At 68.6% G+C, this 19,609-nt stretch carries 13 protein-coding genes and 4 pseudogenes; 7 read left to right on the forward strand and 10 right to left on the reverse strand.

Annotation, left to right across the window (positions count from 1 at the left end):
- The first annotated feature begins 368 nt into the window (after positions 1–368).
- Positions 369–3,614 (forward strand): hypothetical protein, encoded by a 3,246-nt coding sequence (locus ACIRSU_RS04740; protein WP_403789206.1) that lies wholly within the window; start codon positions 369–371, stop codon positions 3,612–3,614.
- Positions 3,615–3,763: 149 nt separating this feature from the next.
- On the opposite strand, the pseudogene ACIRSU_RS04745 reads toward ACIRSU_RS04740, so the two are convergent.
- The 7 genes and pseudogenes from ACIRSU_RS04745 to ACIRSU_RS04775 form a co-directional block, all read right to left on the reverse strand.
- Positions 3,764–4,999: pseudogene (locus ACIRSU_RS04745) on the reverse strand (IS701 family transposase).
- A 93-nt stretch (positions 5,000–5,092) separates the two neighbouring features.
- Positions 5,093–5,698: a hypothetical protein gene (locus ACIRSU_RS04750; protein WP_403789208.1), complete on the reverse strand. Its 606-nt coding sequence runs from the start codon at positions 5,696–5,698 to the stop codon at positions 5,093–5,095.
- Between the two features lie 219 nt (positions 5,699–5,917).
- Positions 5,918–6,231: pseudogene (locus tag ACIRSU_RS04755) on the reverse strand (IS1380 family transposase); the annotation flags it as partial.
- A gap of 718 nt (positions 6,232–6,949) precedes the next feature.
- Positions 6,950–7,327: a hypothetical protein gene (locus ACIRSU_RS04760; protein WP_403789210.1), complete on the reverse strand. Its 378-nt coding sequence runs from the start codon at positions 7,325–7,327 to the stop codon at positions 6,950–6,952.
- A gap of 341 nt (positions 7,328–7,668) precedes the next feature.
- Positions 7,669–8,907 carry an MFS transporter gene (locus ACIRSU_RS04765; RefSeq protein ID WP_399833126.1) on the reverse strand — a complete coding sequence of 413 codons (1,239 nt, stop codon included), beginning with the start codon at positions 8,905–8,907 and terminating at the stop codon, positions 7,669–7,671.
- Positions 8,908–9,094: 187 nt separating this feature from the next.
- Entirely contained in the window at positions 9,095–10,276 is a 1,182-nt protein-coding gene (locus tag ACIRSU_RS04770) for a hypothetical protein (RefSeq protein ID WP_403789212.1), read from the reverse strand.
- A 345-nt stretch (positions 10,277–10,621) separates the two neighbouring features.
- Entirely contained in the window at positions 10,622–11,212 is a 591-nt protein-coding gene (locus tag ACIRSU_RS04775; RefSeq protein ID WP_391916942.1) for an isochorismatase family protein, read from the reverse strand.
- Between the two features lie 159 nt (positions 11,213–11,371).
- Here ACIRSU_RS04775 and ACIRSU_RS04780 point away from each other — a divergent pair, with 159 nt between their 5' ends.
- The 3 genes and pseudogenes from ACIRSU_RS04780 to ACIRSU_RS04790 form a co-directional block, all read left to right on the forward strand.
- Positions 11,372–12,358 carry a GlxA family transcriptional regulator gene (locus ACIRSU_RS04780; RefSeq protein WP_403789213.1) on the forward strand — a complete coding sequence of 329 codons (987 nt, stop codon included), beginning with the start codon at positions 11,372–11,374 and terminating at the stop codon, positions 12,356–12,358.
- 284 nt (positions 12,359–12,642) lie between these two features.
- On the forward strand, positions 12,643–13,314 hold the full coding sequence (locus ACIRSU_RS04785) for a hypothetical protein (RefSeq protein WP_403789214.1): 672 nt from the start codon (positions 12,643–12,645) through the stop codon (positions 13,312–13,314).
- 275 nt (positions 13,315–13,589) lie between these two features.
- Positions 13,590–13,766: pseudogene (locus ACIRSU_RS04790) on the forward strand (IS5/IS1182 family transposase); the annotation flags it as partial.
- A gap of 15 nt (positions 13,767–13,781) precedes the next feature.
- On the opposite strand, the gene ACIRSU_RS04795 reads toward ACIRSU_RS04790, so the two are convergent.
- A complete protein-coding gene (locus ACIRSU_RS04795) occupies positions 13,782–14,867 on the reverse strand; it encodes a tyrosine-protein phosphatase (protein ID WP_403789215.1) in 1,086 nt (361 codons plus the stop codon).
- Positions 14,868–15,573: 706 nt separating this feature from the next.
- On the opposite strand from ACIRSU_RS04795, the gene ACIRSU_RS04800 reads away from it, so the two are divergent.
- Positions 15,574–15,855 carry an SCO0607 family lipoprotein gene (locus tag ACIRSU_RS04800; protein WP_403789216.1) on the forward strand — a complete coding sequence of 94 codons (282 nt, stop codon included), beginning with the start codon at positions 15,574–15,576 and terminating at the stop codon, positions 15,853–15,855.
- Positions 15,856–16,023: 168 nt separating this feature from the next.
- Positions 16,024–17,175, forward strand: a complete 1,152-nt coding sequence (locus ACIRSU_RS04805) for a PP2C family protein-serine/threonine phosphatase (protein WP_403789217.1) — start codon at positions 16,024–16,026, stop codon at positions 17,173–17,175.
- A gap of 52 nt (positions 17,176–17,227) precedes the next feature.
- Here ACIRSU_RS04805 and ACIRSU_RS04810 read toward each other — a convergent pair.
- Together ACIRSU_RS04810 and ACIRSU_RS04815 are read right to left on the reverse strand one after the other, a co-directional pair.
- Positions 17,228–17,458 (reverse strand): annotated as a pseudogene (locus tag ACIRSU_RS04810) (recombinase family protein); the annotation flags it as partial.
- A gap of 123 nt (positions 17,459–17,581) precedes the next feature.
- Entirely contained in the window at positions 17,582–17,998 is a 417-nt protein-coding gene (locus tag ACIRSU_RS04815) for a YjbQ family protein (protein ID WP_403789218.1), read from the reverse strand.
- A gap of 261 nt (positions 17,999–18,259) precedes the next feature.
- Between ACIRSU_RS04815 and ACIRSU_RS04820 the strand changes: the two genes are divergently transcribed.
- A complete protein-coding gene (locus ACIRSU_RS04820) occupies positions 18,260–19,429 on the forward strand; it encodes an LLM class flavin-dependent oxidoreductase (RefSeq protein ID WP_403789219.1) in 1,170 nt (389 codons plus the stop codon).
- The last annotated feature ends 180 nt before the right edge of the window (positions 19,430–19,609 follow it).

Genomic DNA, 19,609 nt, shown 5'->3' on the forward strand with positions numbered 1-19,609 from the left:
CCACGCGGGAACAACATGAAACCCCACCCCTAGGAACGTGTCATGTGCCGAGCGCGCAAATAGAACCCGACTCGACGTGACTCACGCAAGGCCCCCTGATCGAATTCGCCAGGTTGGCCGATTTCCTCAGCGCGAGGAGAGACCCCGTGCCCTTGTCAGCTGACTTACATTAAGGAACACCCAAGCAACAGGAAGGTGAACGAAGGGCGGTCTTACCCAGCGCTCGCCCTGCAGAGGGGCCGACAGGAATCCGTCAGTCCGAATGTGCAGGTGTCAGTGCTTGCGATAGCTGCAGGAAATGCGGGCCTTGTCTAGGTAATCTGCGGATTCTCATCCGTCCTGCGCGTGCGCTTCAGAAAGGCGCCTCCATGACTGCCCTGTACACGACGGACCGCAGAAGAAGACGCCCCGTGGCGCTCTTGCTTTCCGTTGGACTGCCGCTCACAACTGTTACCGCTTTCGTCCTCCCCGCCACTGCTGCGGCCGACGAGGCCCAGGCATCCAACGCACCCCATACCGAGGCGAAGGCATTCGAACTGGCGGCAGAGACCGGCCAACGCGTAGAGATCCTCGAGCGGCGAGAGGAGACTGCCGAGGTCTTCGCCAACCCCGACGGCACCACCACACGTCGCCAGTACTCGACTCCTGCATGGTCGCGCTATGAGGGCATTTGGAAGAAGGCCGACGTCATGATGGTCCGCCGTGCCGACGGCATGGTCGGGCCTGCATCCCCGGTCTTCGGCATATCCTTCTCCGGCGGTGGCGCCAGCCCGCTTGCGACGATGACCAAGGGCAGCAAGCAACTGTCTCTGTCCTGGCCCACCGCGTTGCCGGAGCCGGTCCTGGACGGCAATACCGCTCTGTACAAGTCGGTTCTGCCCGATGTGGACTTGAAGGTCATCGCTGCGGTCGACGGCTTCGCCGAGCATCTGATCATCAACACGCCACAGGCCGCGGCAAACCCCGCACTGAAGAGTATCGACCTCAAGATCGCCTCCACCGGTGTCGCCCTCACCGCCGACGCCGCCGGCAACCTGACCGCCAAGGACGCGACCGGAGATGTCGTGTTCAGCGCACCACGCCCCAAGATGTGGGAGCAGCCGTCGAGCACCGACGAGCAGCCGGCATCCGCGGCAGCGCGTCTGGCCACCGCCGACAGCGACGACCAGCCGCAGACTGCGCCGGTGGGGGCCGACGTGTCCGGCGACACGCTGACCCTGACCCCCGATCCCGAACTGCTCTCCACCGCAGACCAGTTCCCACTGGTCGTGGACCCGGTGTTCACCGGTGGCTACCGGGAGAAGTGGGCGGTCGTCTACTCGGCTACCCCCGGCGAGGCCTACCCGAACGGATCCGGCTGGCACTCCGGAACGCCTGGCGACGAGCCGCGCGTGGGGTTCAACGGGAACGGCGCCACCCGTTCGTTCTTCGCGATGAACACCGACGGCCTGTCGGGCGCCGACATCCTGAGTGCGACGTTCGCCGTGGTCGAGACGCACTCCTGGGGCTGCGACGCCGCAGCGGCCGGGCCGACCGAGCTCTGGTCCACCGGCACCATCACCGACAACGTCACCTGGGACAACAACAGCTCCCTGTGGGCGGCCAAGCTCGACTCCGCCTCCTACGCCCACGGCAACCCCACCTTCTGCCCGGGAAACCTGGGGCACGACTACCACTCCGCCGCCCTGACCGCCTACGTCCAGAAGGCCGCCGACAACGGTTGGGGAACCCTCTCCTTCGGGCTGCGCGCAGCGGACGGCTACGAGTACGACCACGAGAGCTTCAAGCGGTTCACCAACAACCCCGCCCTCGAAGTCACCTACAACTACAAGCCGACCGTCACCAGTGCCGACGCCTACGAGGGCTCCTGGAGCCCGGGCGCCGACGGCAACAAGCCGGTGCCCTGCGGTGACGCGATCGGCAACAGCGGACTCGCCCTGACCGCCGCGCTCAAGGACCAGGACGGCGGAACCGTCACCGGTGAGTTCTCCGTGACCACCGCCGGCGGCACCCCGGTGGACTGGATGGGCAACTCCAACGTCAACACGGTGTCCAGCGGCAGGACCGCGAGCGTTACGGTGCCCTGGAGGGCGCTGACCAACGGGTCGTACACGTGGAAGGTTCGCGCCAAGGACCAAGAGGGCACCTACAGCCCCTACACCGCCCCGTGCTCCTTCACTGTCGACCAGGTGGGCCCCGGCAAGGCCGTCACCGTGACGAAGCCCGACGGCACTCCCCTCGACAGCAAGTATCCGGCTCGCAAGATCGCCCGGCTCAAGTTCTACAACGACGTCAACGACCTCGCCGGCTTCTGCTGGACCATGGACTTTCAGTTGTCCGTCTCCAGTACCCGGTGCGCCAACGGCACCTGGATTCCGGTCGGACCCGACCACCACAGCGCTGTCGTCGACGTGATCCCCACCGCCGTACCGGTCAGCACCCTGCACGTGATCGCCTACGACACCGCGGACAACCACTCCCCCGTCGACAACAAAGAGGACGCCGTCACTCTGAGCACGAGCCCGTCCGAGTTCGTCTACGCCCCTGGCAAGAACCCCGGCACCGGACTGGCCCGCGAAGATCTGCACGGAGACCTCAACGGCGACGGTTTCACCGACATGGTCGCGACCGACAGCGAGAGCAAGCTGCGGCTCTACGCCGGCGACGGAACCGGCAAGGTCGCCGCTTCCCGGACCGTCGGCATCGCAGGCTGGTCCGGCGCCCTCATTGCTCACGGCGGCGACTTCCGCGGCTTCACCAGCCCCACCGCCAAACCGGACGGCTACGAGGACTTCTTCGTCCGCCTGAGCAACAAGAAGCTCTACCTCTACGGCGGCAACGGGCTCGGAGTGCCTGTCTTCGACACCCGGGGTGACGAGATCGTGCACCCGGCGGGTGGCGACTGGAGCGGTCTCCTGCAGATCATCACCCCGGGCAACATCGACGGGAAGAACGGCAACGACGTCATCACCATCGAATGCAGCGCACACGACCTCAACAGCAACTGCACCGACGCCAAGCTCTGGCTCTACAGCGGCAACGCCGCCGCCGACGGTTCCCAGGACCAGACCGAGCCCCTCAACCTCCAGCCGACCGAAATCGGGGCCGGCGGATGGATGACTTTCACCAACCTGGCTGTTGGTGACCAGAACGGTGACGGTGTCGGCGACATCATCGGACGCAAACCGTCAACCGGTGAGCTCTTCCTCTACCCCGGCAAGCTCACAGGCACCTGCCCAAGCGACTGCACCTACTCCTTGGGCACCCGATCGACGTACGGAATCGCCGACTGGAACCTCCGCCCCCGCCTGGCCTCCCCCGGCAACGCCCAAGGCACAGTGACCACGGCCACCTACAGCGACCCGGACGCCGGCACGGACATCAATTACCGACAATTCCAGCCCACGCCCAACGAAGCCTACGGCGACATTTGGGCCACCACCCCCGCCGACGCCAACCTCACCGTCCCCTACGTGGACGACAACGGCACGGCCAGAACCACCACGTGCCCCACCGGATGCCTGCTGTTCTATCCCGGCGGCCCCACCACGCACCGCAGCCCACACCTCGTCGGCCTCGGAGCCTGGAGCACCATCATCACCGGCATCTTCTGACGACAGCCTGTGGCCTGAGCCGATCCAGCACCGCTCAGGCCACGACCCGAGGACGAGAATCCGGCTCACAGAAGCATGATCATCCTCATCCCTCAGCAACTGCGCCGCATCCGGCGCGCATAGGCTAATACTCCAGCTGTAGATCTTGATCACGGTTGTTGGACGGCCTGTCGCTGGTAGTGGCTGGCGCGGGCACGGGCTTGGTGTCGTCGTCGCCAGTCCGATCAGCGGAGCTGGTGCGCGAAGCCGCGGGCGGCGTGATGAATGCTGCGAAGAGTTGTCGGATCTCGCTGCACGTCAGCGGGGCGAGCTCCGGCGGTGGCGTAGCACCAGCCCGTTCGACGGCTGCCGTGACCGCGAGGAAGGCGTGCGCGAGCATGGCAAGAGTGATCCAGCGGCGCCAGGAGGTCCAGCGGCGGACCTGGTGCTCGTCCAGTCCGGCCAGGCCCTTGGCGGCCTGGAAGGTCTCCTCCACGGTCCACCGGCGCCCGGCCACCTCGACCAGGGTGGTCAGCGGAACCGGGTGGCCCGAGTAGCAGCGGTAGAAGGCGAATTCACCGGTGCGCCGGTTGCGAGGGACGAGCAGCCACCGATGGCCTGAGCTGCCCGCCGCACTGTCGATGTCGACCTGAGCCCCGTCGTAGAAGCGGGGGCTTTGGCGCCGTCTCCCGCCCAGAGCCGCTGCCAAACCCTCTTCGGCAGGCCGTGGACCAGCAGGCCGGCCGGAAAGACGCCTGCGCTCGTGGTGATCGGCTGTCTGCGCGAGATGGCGAGGACGTATCCGACCTGACGTCTTTCCAGCTCGGCGCTCAGGTGAGGGTCGCCGCCGTAGACCTCGTCGCCAGTGACCCAAGCGGCCGGCACGTCGGCGTCCAGGGCGTGGGCGATCATCTCGGTGGCCAGGGCGAGCTTCGTGGCGAACCCCAGGTCGTCGGGGATGCCGGCCGCGCGGCAGCGGTCGGGGTCATGGGTCCATGAGCGGGGGATGTACAGACGGCGGTCGATGGCGGCGCGCCCGGCCGTGGAGCAGTAGACGATGTAGTCAGCGACCTGGGAGTTCTCGGTCCGGCCCGCAGTTCCGGTGAACTGACGCTGGACTCCGACGTTGTGGGTGCCTTGAGGTCGCCTGTCTCGTCCACGACGAGCACGGCATCCTCCTCCCGGACGTGGTCGACGACGAAGGCCCCTATGTCGTCGCGTACTTGGTCCGCGTCCCAGGACGCGCGACTGAGCAGGTGCTGCATGCCGGCCAGACTCTCGTCCCCGGCGTGCTCAGCGATCGTCCAGCGGTTTTTCCTCGGCAGGTCGGCAAGCAGACCCGGCACGAACGCTCGTGCCCGGCGGCGCGGCTCCACCCGGGCGAACCGGCCCGCGTCCCTGGCCATCAGGCCCTCAAATATCGTCTGCCAGCGGGCAGGGCCAACGCTGTGGCCCACCGCCACCGGCTGATCTTCGTTTGTCCGCACAACCAACGATGATCAATGGTGGTCCGTCTCCATCTGTGGACCGGCCTCACTCAGTGACTGAGCGCCTCGGTTGGTCAGTTGAGCGTTGATCGGGCAGGTATGCCGTATCCGTGCGAGCGTCGTCCCGTTCAACTCCACTGGCTCGCGCCAGGCGGCGACGAGATCGTGGAAGCGCGAGAACCGGGCGCCAGGAACAGTCTCGCCACTGAACGTCTCACCGTTGAGCCAGCAGATGTCGAAGATGTCGGTCTCGGTGTCGAGTAGGCAGCACACACCACCGGTGGTGGCGGTGAGGTCGGTGAACACCTTCCTCACGTTCGCGGACTGCACGAACATCCGGCTCATGCTCGAGGTAGCGGCTGTGAACTGCAGTGACGCGAAATTTGGGTGCCATGCGGGGGAGAACCTGACAGTCAGGTAGATGTACCCGACCGACACTCGTCCCCGCTCGTCGACCCTGTCGGAATCGCGGAGGAAGAACTCGCGCATCGCGTCATCGACGCCGATGACAATCGAGGTGTCCAGTTCGAGCGTGCCGCCTGCTGAACAGTCGACCGGTTCACTGTTGAAGTTCGAGGTGAACGGCAGGATCAACTGCTCTCCGCCCGGCAGGGTCACCCGAAGCGGCGGCATATCGCGGCCTTGGGGGGCGAGCGCGGCCAGTCGGGTCAGTGCCCTCCCAACGTTCCGAGGGGCATGAAAATCTCGTAGCTGTAGTCCAGTCCCATGCCACCCCGATTCCCCTGTCCTGAAACAGGCATCCTTCCATGATCTGGATCGGTCGCCCAGTTGATTCGCACCAGGCAAGGTCAGGATCTACAGCTGGAGTACTAATTCGAGGGCCAGGTTGCGCAGGCCGGTGTCGCGGGCGGCGCGGATCGGTCCCCACAGCGGGCCCGCCTTCGGTGACGCAGTTCCAGGTCGGCGAGCTGGCCGCCCTTGGTGTTGGTGGCGAGGCAGGTCAGCCGCAGGCAATCCAGGTCGGTGAAGCGTAACTGGGCACCGGGATGGGGGCCCTTCCTTTTGGACGACCAGTCGCATGCTCTTCGGCCAGAAGGAGCGGTGGGGCATCTCGTTGATCTCCGCCCCCCCCAGGCGCCGGGCCGCTCGGTGCCGCCGGAGTCGTAGGCCGGTGTCCATGCCTTCTTTGGATGCCCGGGCCTACGAAACAGCGGGTCTCGGTCTACTGAACGGGGGCACGATTCAGGCCAGGCTGAGGAAACACGGCATTCTCGTCCGGACTACGTACCCTTCACCGAGACCGCAGCACAGCGCCTCCTCGCCAGACATGGCAGGGTTGCGACGAAGCCGTGCCGCGGCACTGGTCACGCGCGTGCGCCAGGGGCGCGAGGCATCGTCGACCGTGACGTACGACAGGGGCGCGCCGGCCTTGATAGACGCCAGGTCGCGGCCTGCCTTCTGCGCCGGGTGAGCGAACTGGAGGACGAAGCCGTCGGCCTTCCACCCAGCAGATGCGACCACATTGCAGCAAGTGGGATATGAGGTCGCTGAGGGGGTTGTCTCGGTTGCTACCCCTTGACTCCGCCAACCTCCGTTAAGCCAACCCCGAGCCTACGTTGCCCCGGACCCGGCGTCGCAGCCTCCGCGGCGTCGGACGGCGGGCGGAGAGGCAAGGGTGAAGCCCAGCGGGGTGGCAGCAATGCCCGCAGACCTGCTCACCAGGCCGAGCAGTCTCCAGAAACTGACACCCGCGAATCGAGGGTCCGATCAACCGAGGGCCGCCTGCGGCTGTCGATCTCTTGGGCAGCAGCGCAAACGCCGACGCGGCGCCCGGTTCTCCGGGCGCCGCGTCGGCGTCTCGTCAGATGGGCGGAAGACCGCGCTCGTACCCCTCCACCTTGTGATACTCTAGCCTGCTCGACACTCGGTCCCGAATCCCCCCTTCAGGAACGGGATCGCGGCCGCCGGATATCGAGGGGATTCGAGCAGACCTTCCGGCACCGTGAAGTACACGGAACTCTGCGAGGACTCTTGGGGGATGTCGTAGATGTCCTCTACCAGGTCGAAACTCCGCCGCAGCAGGTCTCTATCGAGAACCTCCTGCTCCAGGGCAGGCTGCTGAACTGGCCAGTTCAGCAGATGGAGCAGATTGCCGTAGAGGTCCAAGCCCGTGTCCGTCGTCGGCGGCGCCTCGTCCGGCCGAAGCTCGTACCTCTCCTCCACGAACGGTCTCGCCTCAGGCACACGATCCACCAGAAGCGTGAGGAAGTCGTCAGCGGTGATCACAGGGATTCACTCCTCTCGCTGGTCAGGCGATGGCTGGTGCAGGGCATCCTTCACCCCACGACACACACCGAGTGCCATATCCGTTGTCCGGGGTACGGCAGGCCCGCTTCTCCGGGGCCTTGCAGGTGGAGCAGGGAACGCGGCGGATCCACTCGCGTTCGAGGTCCACCCCCGGGCCGGAGCGGAGCTTCCTGTACCAGTCCCCCCACCGTGTGGGCAGCTCCTCGTGTACGCCGTCCTCCATCGTCTCCCCCTCCAGGTCGGCGTGGTGGTGCGGGTGTGGTGCCGACCGTACGGGCGCCACCGACAAGACCTTCGGCGACGGCCGGTACGCGGTCGGTTCAGCTGACGCGGGTCTTCTCCCGGGCCGGTTCTGCTGCTGCGGGCGTGGGCTCGTCGACGAGGAGCGGTCGGGCCGCGACCAGGCCGGCCGCGGTTTCGGGGACGACGAGCGCGAGGAGCAGCAGGAGGGGGATCTGCCAGGTGTCGGTGAGGGTGTGGAGGAGTCCGAGGGTGGCGGGGCCGGTGCCGGCGAGGAGGTAGCCGAAGGTCTGCGCCATGCCCGACAGGCGTGCGGCGACGGCCGGGTTGGGTGAGCGCAGGGTGAGGAGGGTCATGGCGAGGGGGAAGGCGCTGCCGGTGGCGAGGCCGAGGATGCATACCCACATCCACGCGAGCGAGGGCATGGTGAGGATTCCGGCGAGGCTGGTGATCTTGATGGCGGCCAGTGCGAGGACGAGGGGCTGCTGTTGCGGGAGGCGGGCGGCGATCACCGGCATGACGTAGCCCATGGGGATGCCGAGGGTGAGCATCACGGAGACCATCGCGCCGGCGGTGGTCTTGCTGTAGCCGTCAGCCTGCATGATCTCGGGCAGCCATGCGGCGAGCGCGTAGAACATGAGGGAGACGATCCCGAGGAAGGTGGCGACCGCCCACGCCAGCGGGGACCGCAGCAGGCTGCCTTCGTGGCGGCCCGCTGCGGGGCGCTGGGTGCCGGAGCCGGGGCCGTGGTGGCGTGTGGCCAGGACGGCCCACAGTGCGGCACCGGCGGCGGCGGGCGCCGCCCAGACGGCCATGGCCGCTTGCCATCCGGCGAGGCGTCCGACGGGCACGGCTATGCCCGCGGCTACTGCGCCGCTTGACGCCATAAGGGTCATCGCCAGGCCGGTCGCCCGCCCGATCTGGTGGGCGAAGCGTTCCTTGACGACGGCGGGGACGAGAACGTTGCCGGTGGCGATCCCCGCGCCGGCGATGATCGTCCCGGCGAAGAGGGCGGTGGTGTAGGGCAGGCCGCGCAGGGTGATGCCGACGGCGATCAGCAGCAGCGCGCCGGTGATCGCGGGCTCGGTGCCGGTACGCCGTGCGACAGCCGGCACCCATGCGGCGAACGCGCCGAGGCATAGCACGGGCAGAGTGGTCAGGATGCTGAGCTGGAGGCCGGTGAGGTGGCGGGTGTGCTGGATGTCGGTGAGCAGCGGGCCGGTGCAGGTGATCGCGGCCCGAAGGTTCACGGTGAGCAGGATGAGGCCGAGCAGTACCCATATGCGGGTGGCGTGGCGTCTGGTCGTGGTGGTGGGCATAGCGGGTGTTCCCCCGGTGTGAAGCATGTGGTGGCCCGGGTGCCGGGTCGTGGCAGGGGCCGGAAACGAGGAGACGGCGCCCTCCGTCAGGGGGCCTTGCCCCGGGTGGGGTGGGCCGTGTGGAGGGCGCCGTCTCACGGGCCGTGTGCGGGCCGGCCGTCCCCGGCCCGCACACGGTGTCCTTGGGTCAGACGCTGACCGTGTCGTGGCCGAGGGGGCAGCCGCCGGTCTTGGCGGCGGTGCCGGTGAGGAACGCGGCGGCGGTCGCGGTGCCGCCGGTGTCAGAGGGGGCGGCGGCGGTGCCGCCGAGTTGGCCGAGGATCTCCTCGGACAGCAGGTCCTGCTTGCCCTTCAGGCTGGAGGCGACCTTCTGGTCTGCGGAGAACACCATCTCCGCGGCGATGTTGTCCTGGACGATGCGCGCGATGTTCTCCAGCGCCACGTTCACGGGGTCGGTGACGGGCAGCTGGTCGCTGATGATGTCGATCAGGTGCGTCGCCGCGCGGTCGGGGTTCATGTGGGGGCGGATGATGATGGTGTTCTGGTTGTCGACCGACGTGGTCCACATGGAGAACACTGCTATGTAGACGTCGTTCCAGCGGGCGCCGAGCTGGTTCTTCCAGCGGGTCATGAGGGCGTTGACGGCGTCGATCTGGACCTTCGCGGCGTAGGACATGTTCGTGCGTATGTCGCCGTAGACGGCGCCGGTGGCGTCCTCGAACTGCTTCATCGTGAACGACCGGTTGTCGATGGCGTTGGAGCAGAAGTCGATCAGCGAGGTGAGGATCGCGCGGGAGGACTTCTCCAGCTTGTCGGGCAGGCCGGCGGGCTTGAGGGCGTTCCGGCCGCTGATCAGGACGTCGCGCCACTGGCGCAGCGGGTCGACCCAGGCGGTGGACTCGGGGCCGACCATGGCGACGGATTCGAGGTCGTGGGCGTCCATGTCGCCGGCCTTGAGGTGCCAGTCGGGGACGCGCTTGTTGAGGTAGCGGGCGAGGACGGAGAACGTGCCGAGCGGGGTGTGGGCGATCGACTTCGCCAGCTGGAAGATCTGGTCGATCGGCGCGGTCTGCTCGACCACGACACCGTTCTCGACCAGATAGTACGTGCCGCCCTCGGGACCGTTGGTCACGACGATGACCGGGGAGAGCTTGTTCTGGAGTTCGTCCTTGAGGGACTTGTAGCGGGTTCGCATCCCGGCGTTGACGTTCAGGATCGCGGTGCGCGCCTCGTCCTTCGTCATGGCGGGGGCAGCGCCGTCGGTCGTGGGCGCGGTTTCGGCGGAGGCCGAGGTGGCGGTCGCGGTGGCGAGGAGAGTTCCGGCGCCGATCGCGGTCGCGGTGCCGATGAAGTTACGGCGGGTGGTCATGAGTTTTCCCCTGGTGCTTCCGTGGGTGGGTCGGTCGTGAGCGGCCTTGGCGCACGGGCCGGCTTGGGGGGCGGCTGTGCGGTGGTGCCGTTGTGGGGGGAAGCGAGGCGCGGGGCCGTGGTGCGCCGGTGAGGGGGCGCGGGTGCCGTGTGGGCGTGGCGGTCCCGTGGTCTGGCCGGGGGTGTGCCAGAGCGGTGGTGCGGGGTGCTGGGTGGTGGGTGGTGGGTGGTGCGGGGTGGGGGGTGGGGGTGTCGCTGCCGGGCCCGGGCGTGCCGGGTGTGGTGGCACTCGGGCCAGAGCGCGAGTTCTGGGGGTTGGGTCTGGCAGCGACGTTCAGGGGGTGGCTCAGCCGAGGTCGGCGGTGGTGGGGACGACGACGCCCCACAGGTCGTCGATGGTGGCGAGCGCGCCGTGGTGCAGCTGCTCGGCGGAGACCTCTGCGACCGCGGACTTCAGGGTGCGGGTGGCGGTGGCGTCGGCGACGACGGTGGGCCGGTTGCCGCGCAGGAACGCGCCCTGGGCGGTGAACAGGACGCACATGTGGGACATGAACCCGGCGATGACGACGTCCTTGTTCCCGGCTGCGTCGACGAGGTCGCCGAGGTTGGTGTCGCGGAAGGCGTCGGGAACGGTCTTGACGATGGTGGCCTCGCCCTCGATGGGCGCGACGGCGGGGTGGATCTGGCCGATCTCGGCGCGGATGTCGTAGGGGGTGCCTTCGCCGCCGTCGTTGATGACGTGGATGACGGTGGCGCCGGCCTCGCGGGCCTTGGCGAGGAGGGTGGCGGCGGCGTCGAGCGCGGGCTGCCAGCCGTCGAGTTCCATGACGCCGCGGGTGTAGGTGTTCTGGTAGTCCACGAGGATGACGGTGGAGTTGGCGAGGGTGGCGGGGGTCTGGTCGAACTGGTTGAGCTCACGGAGCGTGGTGGACGGCATGGGTGTGCTTCTCCTGTGGGTGGTTCGAAGATCGAAGGTTTAACTCGGCACCGTGTGCGGCGAGTTACGTTCCCCACCGTAGGGGCTGGCTGAATCGAACCCATGTCGGATAAGTTGCAGAAACCGACACGACACCTAGCGGAATGGGGGATTCCGGACATGCTGGGGTCCAGACTCGTAGCGATCATGATCTTCGACGGCGTCGACCTCCTCGACGTCACCGGCCCACCAGAAGTCTTCGCACTCCTGGGCCGTGACCTGAAGAAAGACCCCGGATACCGGGTCCAACTCGCCGCGGAAACCCTCGACCCCGTCACCACCGGCGCAGGCGTCCGCCTCATACCGGACGTCGCATTCTCCGACATTGCCGAACGACGCATCGACACCCTCATCGTGCCCGGATCCGTCACCATCGACCGCGAACACCGCATACACCCAGTGATCGACCCCGCCGTAGTCGCCTGGGTCCGAAGGCTCGCCTACCGCTCACGCCGCGTCGCCTCCGTCTGCGTCGGCGCGCACCTCCTCGCCGAGGCCGGCCTCCTCGAAGGCAAGCGGGTCACCACCCACTGGTCGACCGCCCGACAGCTCGCCACCCGCTACCCCGGCGTCGACGTCGACCCCGACCCGATCTTCATCAGGCAGGGCAACGTCTGGACCGGCGCCGGCATCACCGCCTGCCTCGACCTCGCCCTGGCCCTCGTCGCCGAAGACTTCGGCGAGCACGCCGCCATGGGCGTCGCCCGCCAGCTCGTCATGTACCTCAAGCGCCCCAGCGGACAGTCACAGTTCTCCGTGCCGATCGAACCTGCCTACACCAGCCGCCGCATGGACGACCTCCGGCACTACGTCACCACGAACCTGCACCAGAAGATCACCATGACGGAACTCGCCGCCCACGCCCACATCGGCGAGCGCCAGCTCACCCGCATCTTCAAGGACGAGACCGGCATGACCCCGGCCGCCTACGTCGAGACCGCGCGGATCGAGCTCGCCCGCAACCGCCTGGAAGCCACCGAGGAGACACTCCCCCGGATCGCCACGGCGTGCGGGTTCGGCAGCACCGACACCCTCATACGGGTCTTCCGCAAGCGCCTCGGACTCACCCCCAGCGAGTACCGCCGCCGCTTCCGCCACGCCGGCTGAACGCGCAGCGGTCCAGCCGGGCGGGTGGCAATAAGGGCTTCGGTGCGGACGGTCTCGGTGAACTGGCCGTCGGGCTGGTGGTCGGCGAGTGCCTGGCGCAGGTCCCGCTCGAAGTCGCCGCGGCGGTCCCCGAACAGCGCCGGCGTGGAATAGCTGTAGGAGAACTGGAGGCCAACGGCCTCGTCGAGGGTGCGGGGGATGGTGCGGTCGAAGCGGAAGGTCTCGATGCGGGAAACCCGCTGCGGGCAAGGATCTCCTCCTGCCCCTCGTCGGGATGTTCGTAGGTGCCGCTCCCGGAGCGGCTCGACTTCCGCCCCGTCCCAGGCGAGCCGACCCTGTACGCCCTGACCGACCAGCAGCGTGACGGGCAGGGCCGCGCTACCCGGGCCTTCGAGCTGCTGCGCAACGCCGGCTTCCGAATCGACACGGACGCCGTGTTCAACCTCTCCCTCGCACCCGGGCCTCGCCCCGTCCCGGGCCGAACCCCGCGCGGCGAGCCCGATGTCGCGTTCGCCGAGCATCCACGGCTCGGCGTCATCGCAGCAATCGACGACCGGGCCTCCGGAATCACCGGACTCGCCCTGCTCGACCACGGCTGGCGACACGGCCCCCGCCTGGACATCTACACTCTGCCCTCCACCACCGGCCGCGACGAGGCCCTGGGGAAGGTCGCCGACGCCACGCTGGCCCTGCACCGTTCCGGTGTCCAGGTCGCCGTACACCCTCACCTCGCGCAGGACGTTGCGACTCGCCGCCATCCCGCGACCGGGCAGGCCCCGTCACGCGACCGCGCTCAGAACGTCGGCATCCGTCGCTCGCCGCTCAGCGCCGCCGCGCTCGCCACCAGCCCGGCCCTCGCCGGCCTCCCGGGCAAGCGGCCGGTGGCCGTTCCCGCCACCTCCGTCGCGGCGGCCCGGCCGGTCGACCCGCGCATCGCCTTCTCCCGCGACCGCTGACCCAACCCCCATAAGGAAGCTCCCCCATGGCAGTTGTTGGTACACCCGGCTATCGGAACGTGAGGAATGCGGACCGTACCGCCTCGCCCAATACGAGCTACTGCCCTGTCGCCCCAGCTGACGTTCCCTGCCCCCGACCACAACGGCCGGGGGCAGGGAACGGGCGGACCGCACGCTGGTGGGTGACGGTCAGTACCAGGCACTCCGGCTGACCTGCTGAGTGTTGGCGTCGTACACGTAGACAGCGACCTGGTGCACGCCGTCGTTGTAGTCGGCACGGCGGCCGCCCGCTGCCCTTCGACCGCGAGGCCTACAAGCAGCGAAACACCGTCGAGCGGTGCATCAACAGGCTCAAGCAGTGGCGCGGCCTGGCCACCCACTACGACAAGACCGCCACCACCTACCTCGCCGGACTGCACATCGTCGCCATCTTCATCTGGTCAGCAAGATGATCCGAAAGAAACCGCCTAGCCTATGAGGAGGTCTTTCTTGAGGCGCTTGAGTTCGCGGCGGTCGATGCCGAGGCCGTCGTTCAGGTAGCGGTCGAAGGTGCCGTACTTCGCCTCGACTTCGTCGTAGCCGGAGTTGAGGTATTCGGGGCGGACGTCGAGCAGCGGCTTGTAGACGGCGGCCTGCTGGGGCGGGAGGTGGCCGAGGAGGGCGTCGTTGGCGGCCTTGCGGTAGGTGTTGCTGGCGAGGTAGTCGGCCATGACGGTGTCCCGCGGCACGCCGAGGGCGGTCAGCAGGGCGGCGCTGGACCACCCCGTGCGGTCCTTGCCGGCGGTGCAGTGGAAGAGCACGGAGCGCGCGTCGTCCTCGCGCATGCCGTCGAACACCTGGCTGTATGCCTCTTTGCCGCCGTCGCCGCTGACCATGACCTTCTCGGCGTCAATCATCATCTGCTCGGCCTCGGCGGGGCTCTTCGGCATGCTCTGGAAGGCCCCCGAGCCCGCAAAGACGTCGGCGACGACGTAGTCGGCACCGGCCGGGACCTTGTCGGGGTCCTTGGCGCGCTCGCTTTCCATGCGGAGGTCGAAGACGGTCCTGATGTTCAGTCGCCGGAGCTTGGCCTGGTCCTCGGCGGTCAGGTTGTTCAGGGCGTCGGAGCGGTAGACCTCGCCCATCCTGACCCATTGGCCGTTCTCGGTGCGGTAGCCCCCTGCGTCACGGAGGTTGACCGTTCCGGAGAGCTTGACGAGCCGGTCGGCGAGCCGCAGGCCCTGGCCGTGATCGGCCTCGAACCAGAACCACTGACGGTCCGCGGCGGGCAGACCGGTGACCACGGCCCGGCCGGTGGCACCGCCTCTCGCGACGACCCTGCCGTTCGCGTGGATCTCGACGCGCGTGACGCCCTCCGTCTTCCAGCTGAGGGAGAACGAGCCGTCGGCGCCGGCGGTGACCGTGGCCTCGGTGAACGGAATGGCTCGGCCGGAACGGTGCTGGACGGTGTTCCCGGGCAGGCCCCACTCGGCAGCGCCGGCTGCCGGCGCGAGGGGCAGACCGAGGGCGAGAGCGGAGACGACGGCGGTCGCGGAGAGGGTTGCCTTGTTCATGGCCGTGAGAGTGAGCGGCCGGGGCGAACGCCGCATGAACGCGACGTGGCTGAATATCGCCCCATCCAAGGCGGATGGCAAAACATGCCACCCATGCAAACCATGCAGGGGAAAGTAACCGCCAACTCGGTTGTCAGCTCATTTCGTTTAAGGGCAAGACCCTCCGTCCTCCGACAGAGCCGCAGCGGGGGCAGGGCTTCGCGCTGCGCCCTGCGTCCGCCTCGAGATCAACGGCGTGCCCCCGTGCAGGGCAAGTCTCTTCCCCCCGGAAGGAACGTTTGCTAGCAGCAGGGCAAAGGCAGCCTCGAGCGGCGGCCAGTACCCCGCCCGCCGGCGAGAAATAGCGGTGCGGGCCACGGCGACGGTCTTCCCGTCGACCAAGACAGCCGGTCCGCCGAGCGCGACATGTCCGACTGCAATCACGGCAAAATATCGGCCGCCAGCAGCAGGCTCCCACTTCGGGGCGGGGGTGACAACAACCCGTCGGCAAGGTCTGCAGCCGCTCGACATGCCAAGAGCTGTGACGTACCCCCAGGGCTCGGCGTGTTGAGCATCCACCCGGAGACCTTTGAGTATGCGTACCCATGCCACCGCAGCGCTCCGTGGCGAGAGTGGTGCCAGACCAAGCGAGAAGGAGATCACCGTGCACACGTCCCGCAAGATGCACCAGCCCGCCACTGCCCCGCGTCCCGGAAAGACCCGTCTCATGGCTGCTGCTCTCGCGAGCGCGGCCGCAGTCGTGGCCCTCACCGGATGCGCGGGTGTCGAGTACCGGGAGGACATCTGCAGCAGCGGCGAGTACCCCGCCCTGTCCGTGGGCGGTACCGGCTCCGTCTGCGTCTCGGACAAGCAGGAGCCTCCGGCGGGATTCGTGCGATACCCGGAGGGCAAAGTGCCCCGGCAGGTCGACGACAAGTGGGACGTGTACTGGAACACCCACACGCTCGACAAGGACGGCAATATCATCGACGCCCCAGACGCGGGCTGACCTGGAAAAGCCGATCCGACCAGCTCGCCTGACACTGGACGCGACTGCAGTCGCAGAGTCAGGCTGGTCGGGACCTTGTCAGGCTCTTGCCCAGTCTCGCGCAGCAACGGACCGGAGGCCCCGGAGCGGCGCCACCCCCTGTGCGGAGGCGGGTGGAAGGCTTGGGGCATGGCCTCTCGAGCATGGTTGGACGTCCGGCGTTCCTGGCGGCCGGGGCACGCCCCGGCGCTCCTCATGATCCCGCTCGGGCTGATCGTCACAGTGTGCGTCGTGGACGTGCTGTCCCCTCAGCACATCCACCTCGGTCCCCTGCTCGTGGCAGCGCCCGCGATCACCGTGGCCTTCGCCGGCGCCCGCGTGACGGCGCTGATGGGGGCCCTTGCCGTAGCGGCCCAGATGCTGATCGGCGTGCTCAGAGGGGTCTGGGACACTGCCAACATCCAGGCCCAGATCGCCGCACTGATCGTCGTATCGGCCATCTGCGTCACCCTCTGTGTAGTGCGCGGTCGGCGCGAGCGGCAGCTGCACCAAGTGCGGTCGGTGGCCGAGGCGGCGCAGAGCGTGCTGCTGCAGCCACTGCCCACCCGCGCCGGCCCGCTGCAGATCGCCGGCCTGTACATCCCTGCCGAGGAAGAAGCCGACCTGGGCGGAGACCTGTACGCGGCCGCACGCACCTCCCACCACAGCACCCGGCTCCTCATCGGCGATGTGCGCGGCAGCGGCCTGGGTGCCATCAGCAACACCGCCCTGCTGCTCGGTGCCTTCCGAGCAGCCGCCCACCGGCAGGCCACCCTTCCCCGTCTCGCCATCCACCTGGACGCCGCGTTCCGTTGGGACAGCACCCAGTGGCGGACACCGACGGAGCAGGACGCCATCGAAGACTTCGCCACCGCCGCGCTGCTCGACATCCCCGACCACGATCCGGTCGTCCATCTCATCAGCTGTGGTCACCCACCGCCGCTCATCCTCCGCGGAGACCGGCTCATCCCCCTCGTGGCCGAGGCGAGCCATCTTCCAATCGGATTCGGCGGGGCCTTCGGCATCGCCGACTACGCCGTCCAGACGTTCCCGTTCGAGGCCGGCGACCTGCTGCTCCTCTACACCGACGGCGTCATCGAGGCCCGCAACACCGAAGGAAGCTTCTACCCCTTCACCGAGCGGGTGCCCCAGTGGACCAAGGACGACCCCGACGAACTGCTGCGCCATCTCCAGGACGACTTGCTGGCCCACGTCCACGGACACCTCGACGACGACGCGGCCGTCGTCGCCATCCGCCGCCTGGGTCGTCCAGGTTCCAGACGCCCTCGTGCCCGTACGTGACAAGGAGCTTGCCCTCGTCCCGCATCTTGTAGCCGGTGTTGAGGCAGTCGACCACGTTACGGCCGAGCCGGTCGACGGCCGCGGCGACGAGCCCGTCGTAATTGCCCCGCTCGTCGCGCAGCCACGGACCGAGCTTGGGACGGGTCATCGGGTCTGTGGCGCCGCCGCGCACCTCCCAGTCGTCCGCCCAGTCGATGATGTTCCCACCGACAGCCGCCGCCGCGGCCAGTACGCCCTCCCGCTGCCGCTCGGGCGAGGTCGTGGCGGCCTTGACCCGCGACAGCCTGGCGTACTCCGAGCAGGCACTTTCCGCAGCCGTCGTACGGCCGGTCGATCTCCTCCACGGTCGTGCCGCGCGTCTTTCTCCCGTTTCGCCGGAGCGTGAGGGGAATGCTGACCGGCTCGATCAGCCCAGGAAGCTCAACCGCACCTGACGCTGCGGGTTGTCCCTGTTCGTGTCCACCAGGCAGATCGACTGCCACGTCCCCAGCTCCAGCTGTCCGCCGATCACCGGCAGTGTCGCGTGGGGCGGGATCAGGGCCGGGAGGACGTGGTCGCGGCCGTGGCCCGCGGAGCCGTGGCGGTGTTGCCAGCGGTCGTCGGCGGGGAGGAGGAGGTGGAGGGCGGCGAGGAGGTCGTCGTCGCTGCCGGAGCCCGTTTCGAGGATGGCGAGGCCGGCGGTGGCGTGCGGGACGAAGAGGTTGAGGAGGCCGTCGCGGCCCTGGGCTGCGCGGGCGAGGAAGTCCTCGCAGTACCGGGTGAGGTCGGTGACGGTCTCGGTGGAGCCGGTGGTGAGGCTGAGGATCGTGGTGTCGAAGGCCATGGGGTCATCCTGCCGTCCGTGGGCGGGATTGCGCGTCCACGCTCCGAGACACCGTTGACCGGGTCCGCAGCGCGTGGCTACGTTCGCGGCATGCTGCGTCCAGCCCTGCTCACCACGCGCGGTCACATCGACCTGCTGCGGGTGGCCTCCGCCGCGTGTCGTCGCGGCCGCTGACGCCCCGGGTTCTTCTCTCCCCCTCCTCTTTCCCTTTCCTTTCTTCCACGGCGTGCTGACGCCGCGCGCCGGAAAGGCCGGTTCCCCATGACCGTCCATCTGCACTGGTTCCTGCCCACCGGCGGCGACGGCCGTACCCTCGTCGACCGGCATGTCTACGGCGACGGCGGCATCGGCCGGTCGTCCGCCGCCCGTGGCGTGCGCGCGCCCGACATCGGTTACCTGACCCAGATCGCCAAGGCCGCCGAGCAGTTGGGGTTCGAGGCGGTGCTCACTCCGACCGGGACGTGGTGCGAGGACGCGTGGCTGACGACGGTGGCGCTCGCGCAGCACACCGAGCGGCTGAAGTTCCTGGTGGCCTTCCGGCCCGGCGTGGTCTCGCCCGTGCTCGCGGCGCAGATGGCGGCGACGTACCAGCGGATCACCGGCGGCCGGCTGCTGCTCAACGTGGTGACGGGCGGGGACGCGGCGGAGCAGCGGCGGTACGGGGACTTCCTGGACCACGACCGGCGGTACGCGCGGACCGACGAGTTCCTGCGGGTGGTGCGCGGGGTGTGGGGCGGGCAACCGTACGACTTCGAGGGTGAGTACGTACGCGTGGCGGGCGGGCTCACGGCGCTGCCGCCGGATCCCCTGCCGGAGATCTTCTTCGGCGGCTCGTCGGCGGCGGCCGGACCGGTGGCGGCCGAGCACGCGGACGTGTACCTGACCTGGGGTGAGCCGCCGTGGCAGGTGAAGGAGAAGATCGACTGGATCCGGCGGCTCGCGGAGGAGCGGGGCCGTACGGTCCGCTTCGGCATCCGGCTGCACACCATCTCGCGGGACTCGGCGCGCGAGGCGTGGGCGACGGCGGACCGGCTGCTCGACGCGCTGGAGCCGGAGGCCGTGGCGGCGGCGCAGGCCGCGCTCGGCCGCAGCGAGTCGGTGGGGCAGCAGCGGATGCTGGCGCTGCACGGCGGCGGCACGCTGGACCGGGACCGCCTGGAGATCGCGCCGAACCTGTGGGCGGGGGTGGGTCTGGTACGGGGCGGGGCCGGCACCGCGCTGGTGGGCAGCCACCGGGACGTGGCCGACCGCATCGAGGAGTACCACGACCTGGGCGTCGAGCACTTCGTACTCTCCGGCTATCCGCATCTGGAGGAGGCGTACTGGTTCGGGGAGGGCGTGCGGCCCGAGCTCGCCGCCCGGAGGTTGCTGCCCTCGACGTCCCTCGGCCCGGGACAGGGGGCTACGACATCAGGCCGCCCTGCCCCGTAGGTGACGACATCCCTCCGCGCGGACCCGGTGGCCACACATCTCTCCGCACAGCCGAGGCCATGACATCCCTCCCCTCGACCCCGGCAGCCACGAGGTCCCTCCGCACAGACCCGGCAGCCACGACGTCCCTCCGCGCGGACCCGGACGCCCGGGAAGATCCCGCCCGCTCGCACCGTTAGT

Source organism: Streptomyces sp. NPDC101160 (assembly GCF_044768205.1).
GTDB lineage: Bacteria > Actinomycetota > Actinomycetes > Streptomycetales > Streptomycetaceae > Streptomyces.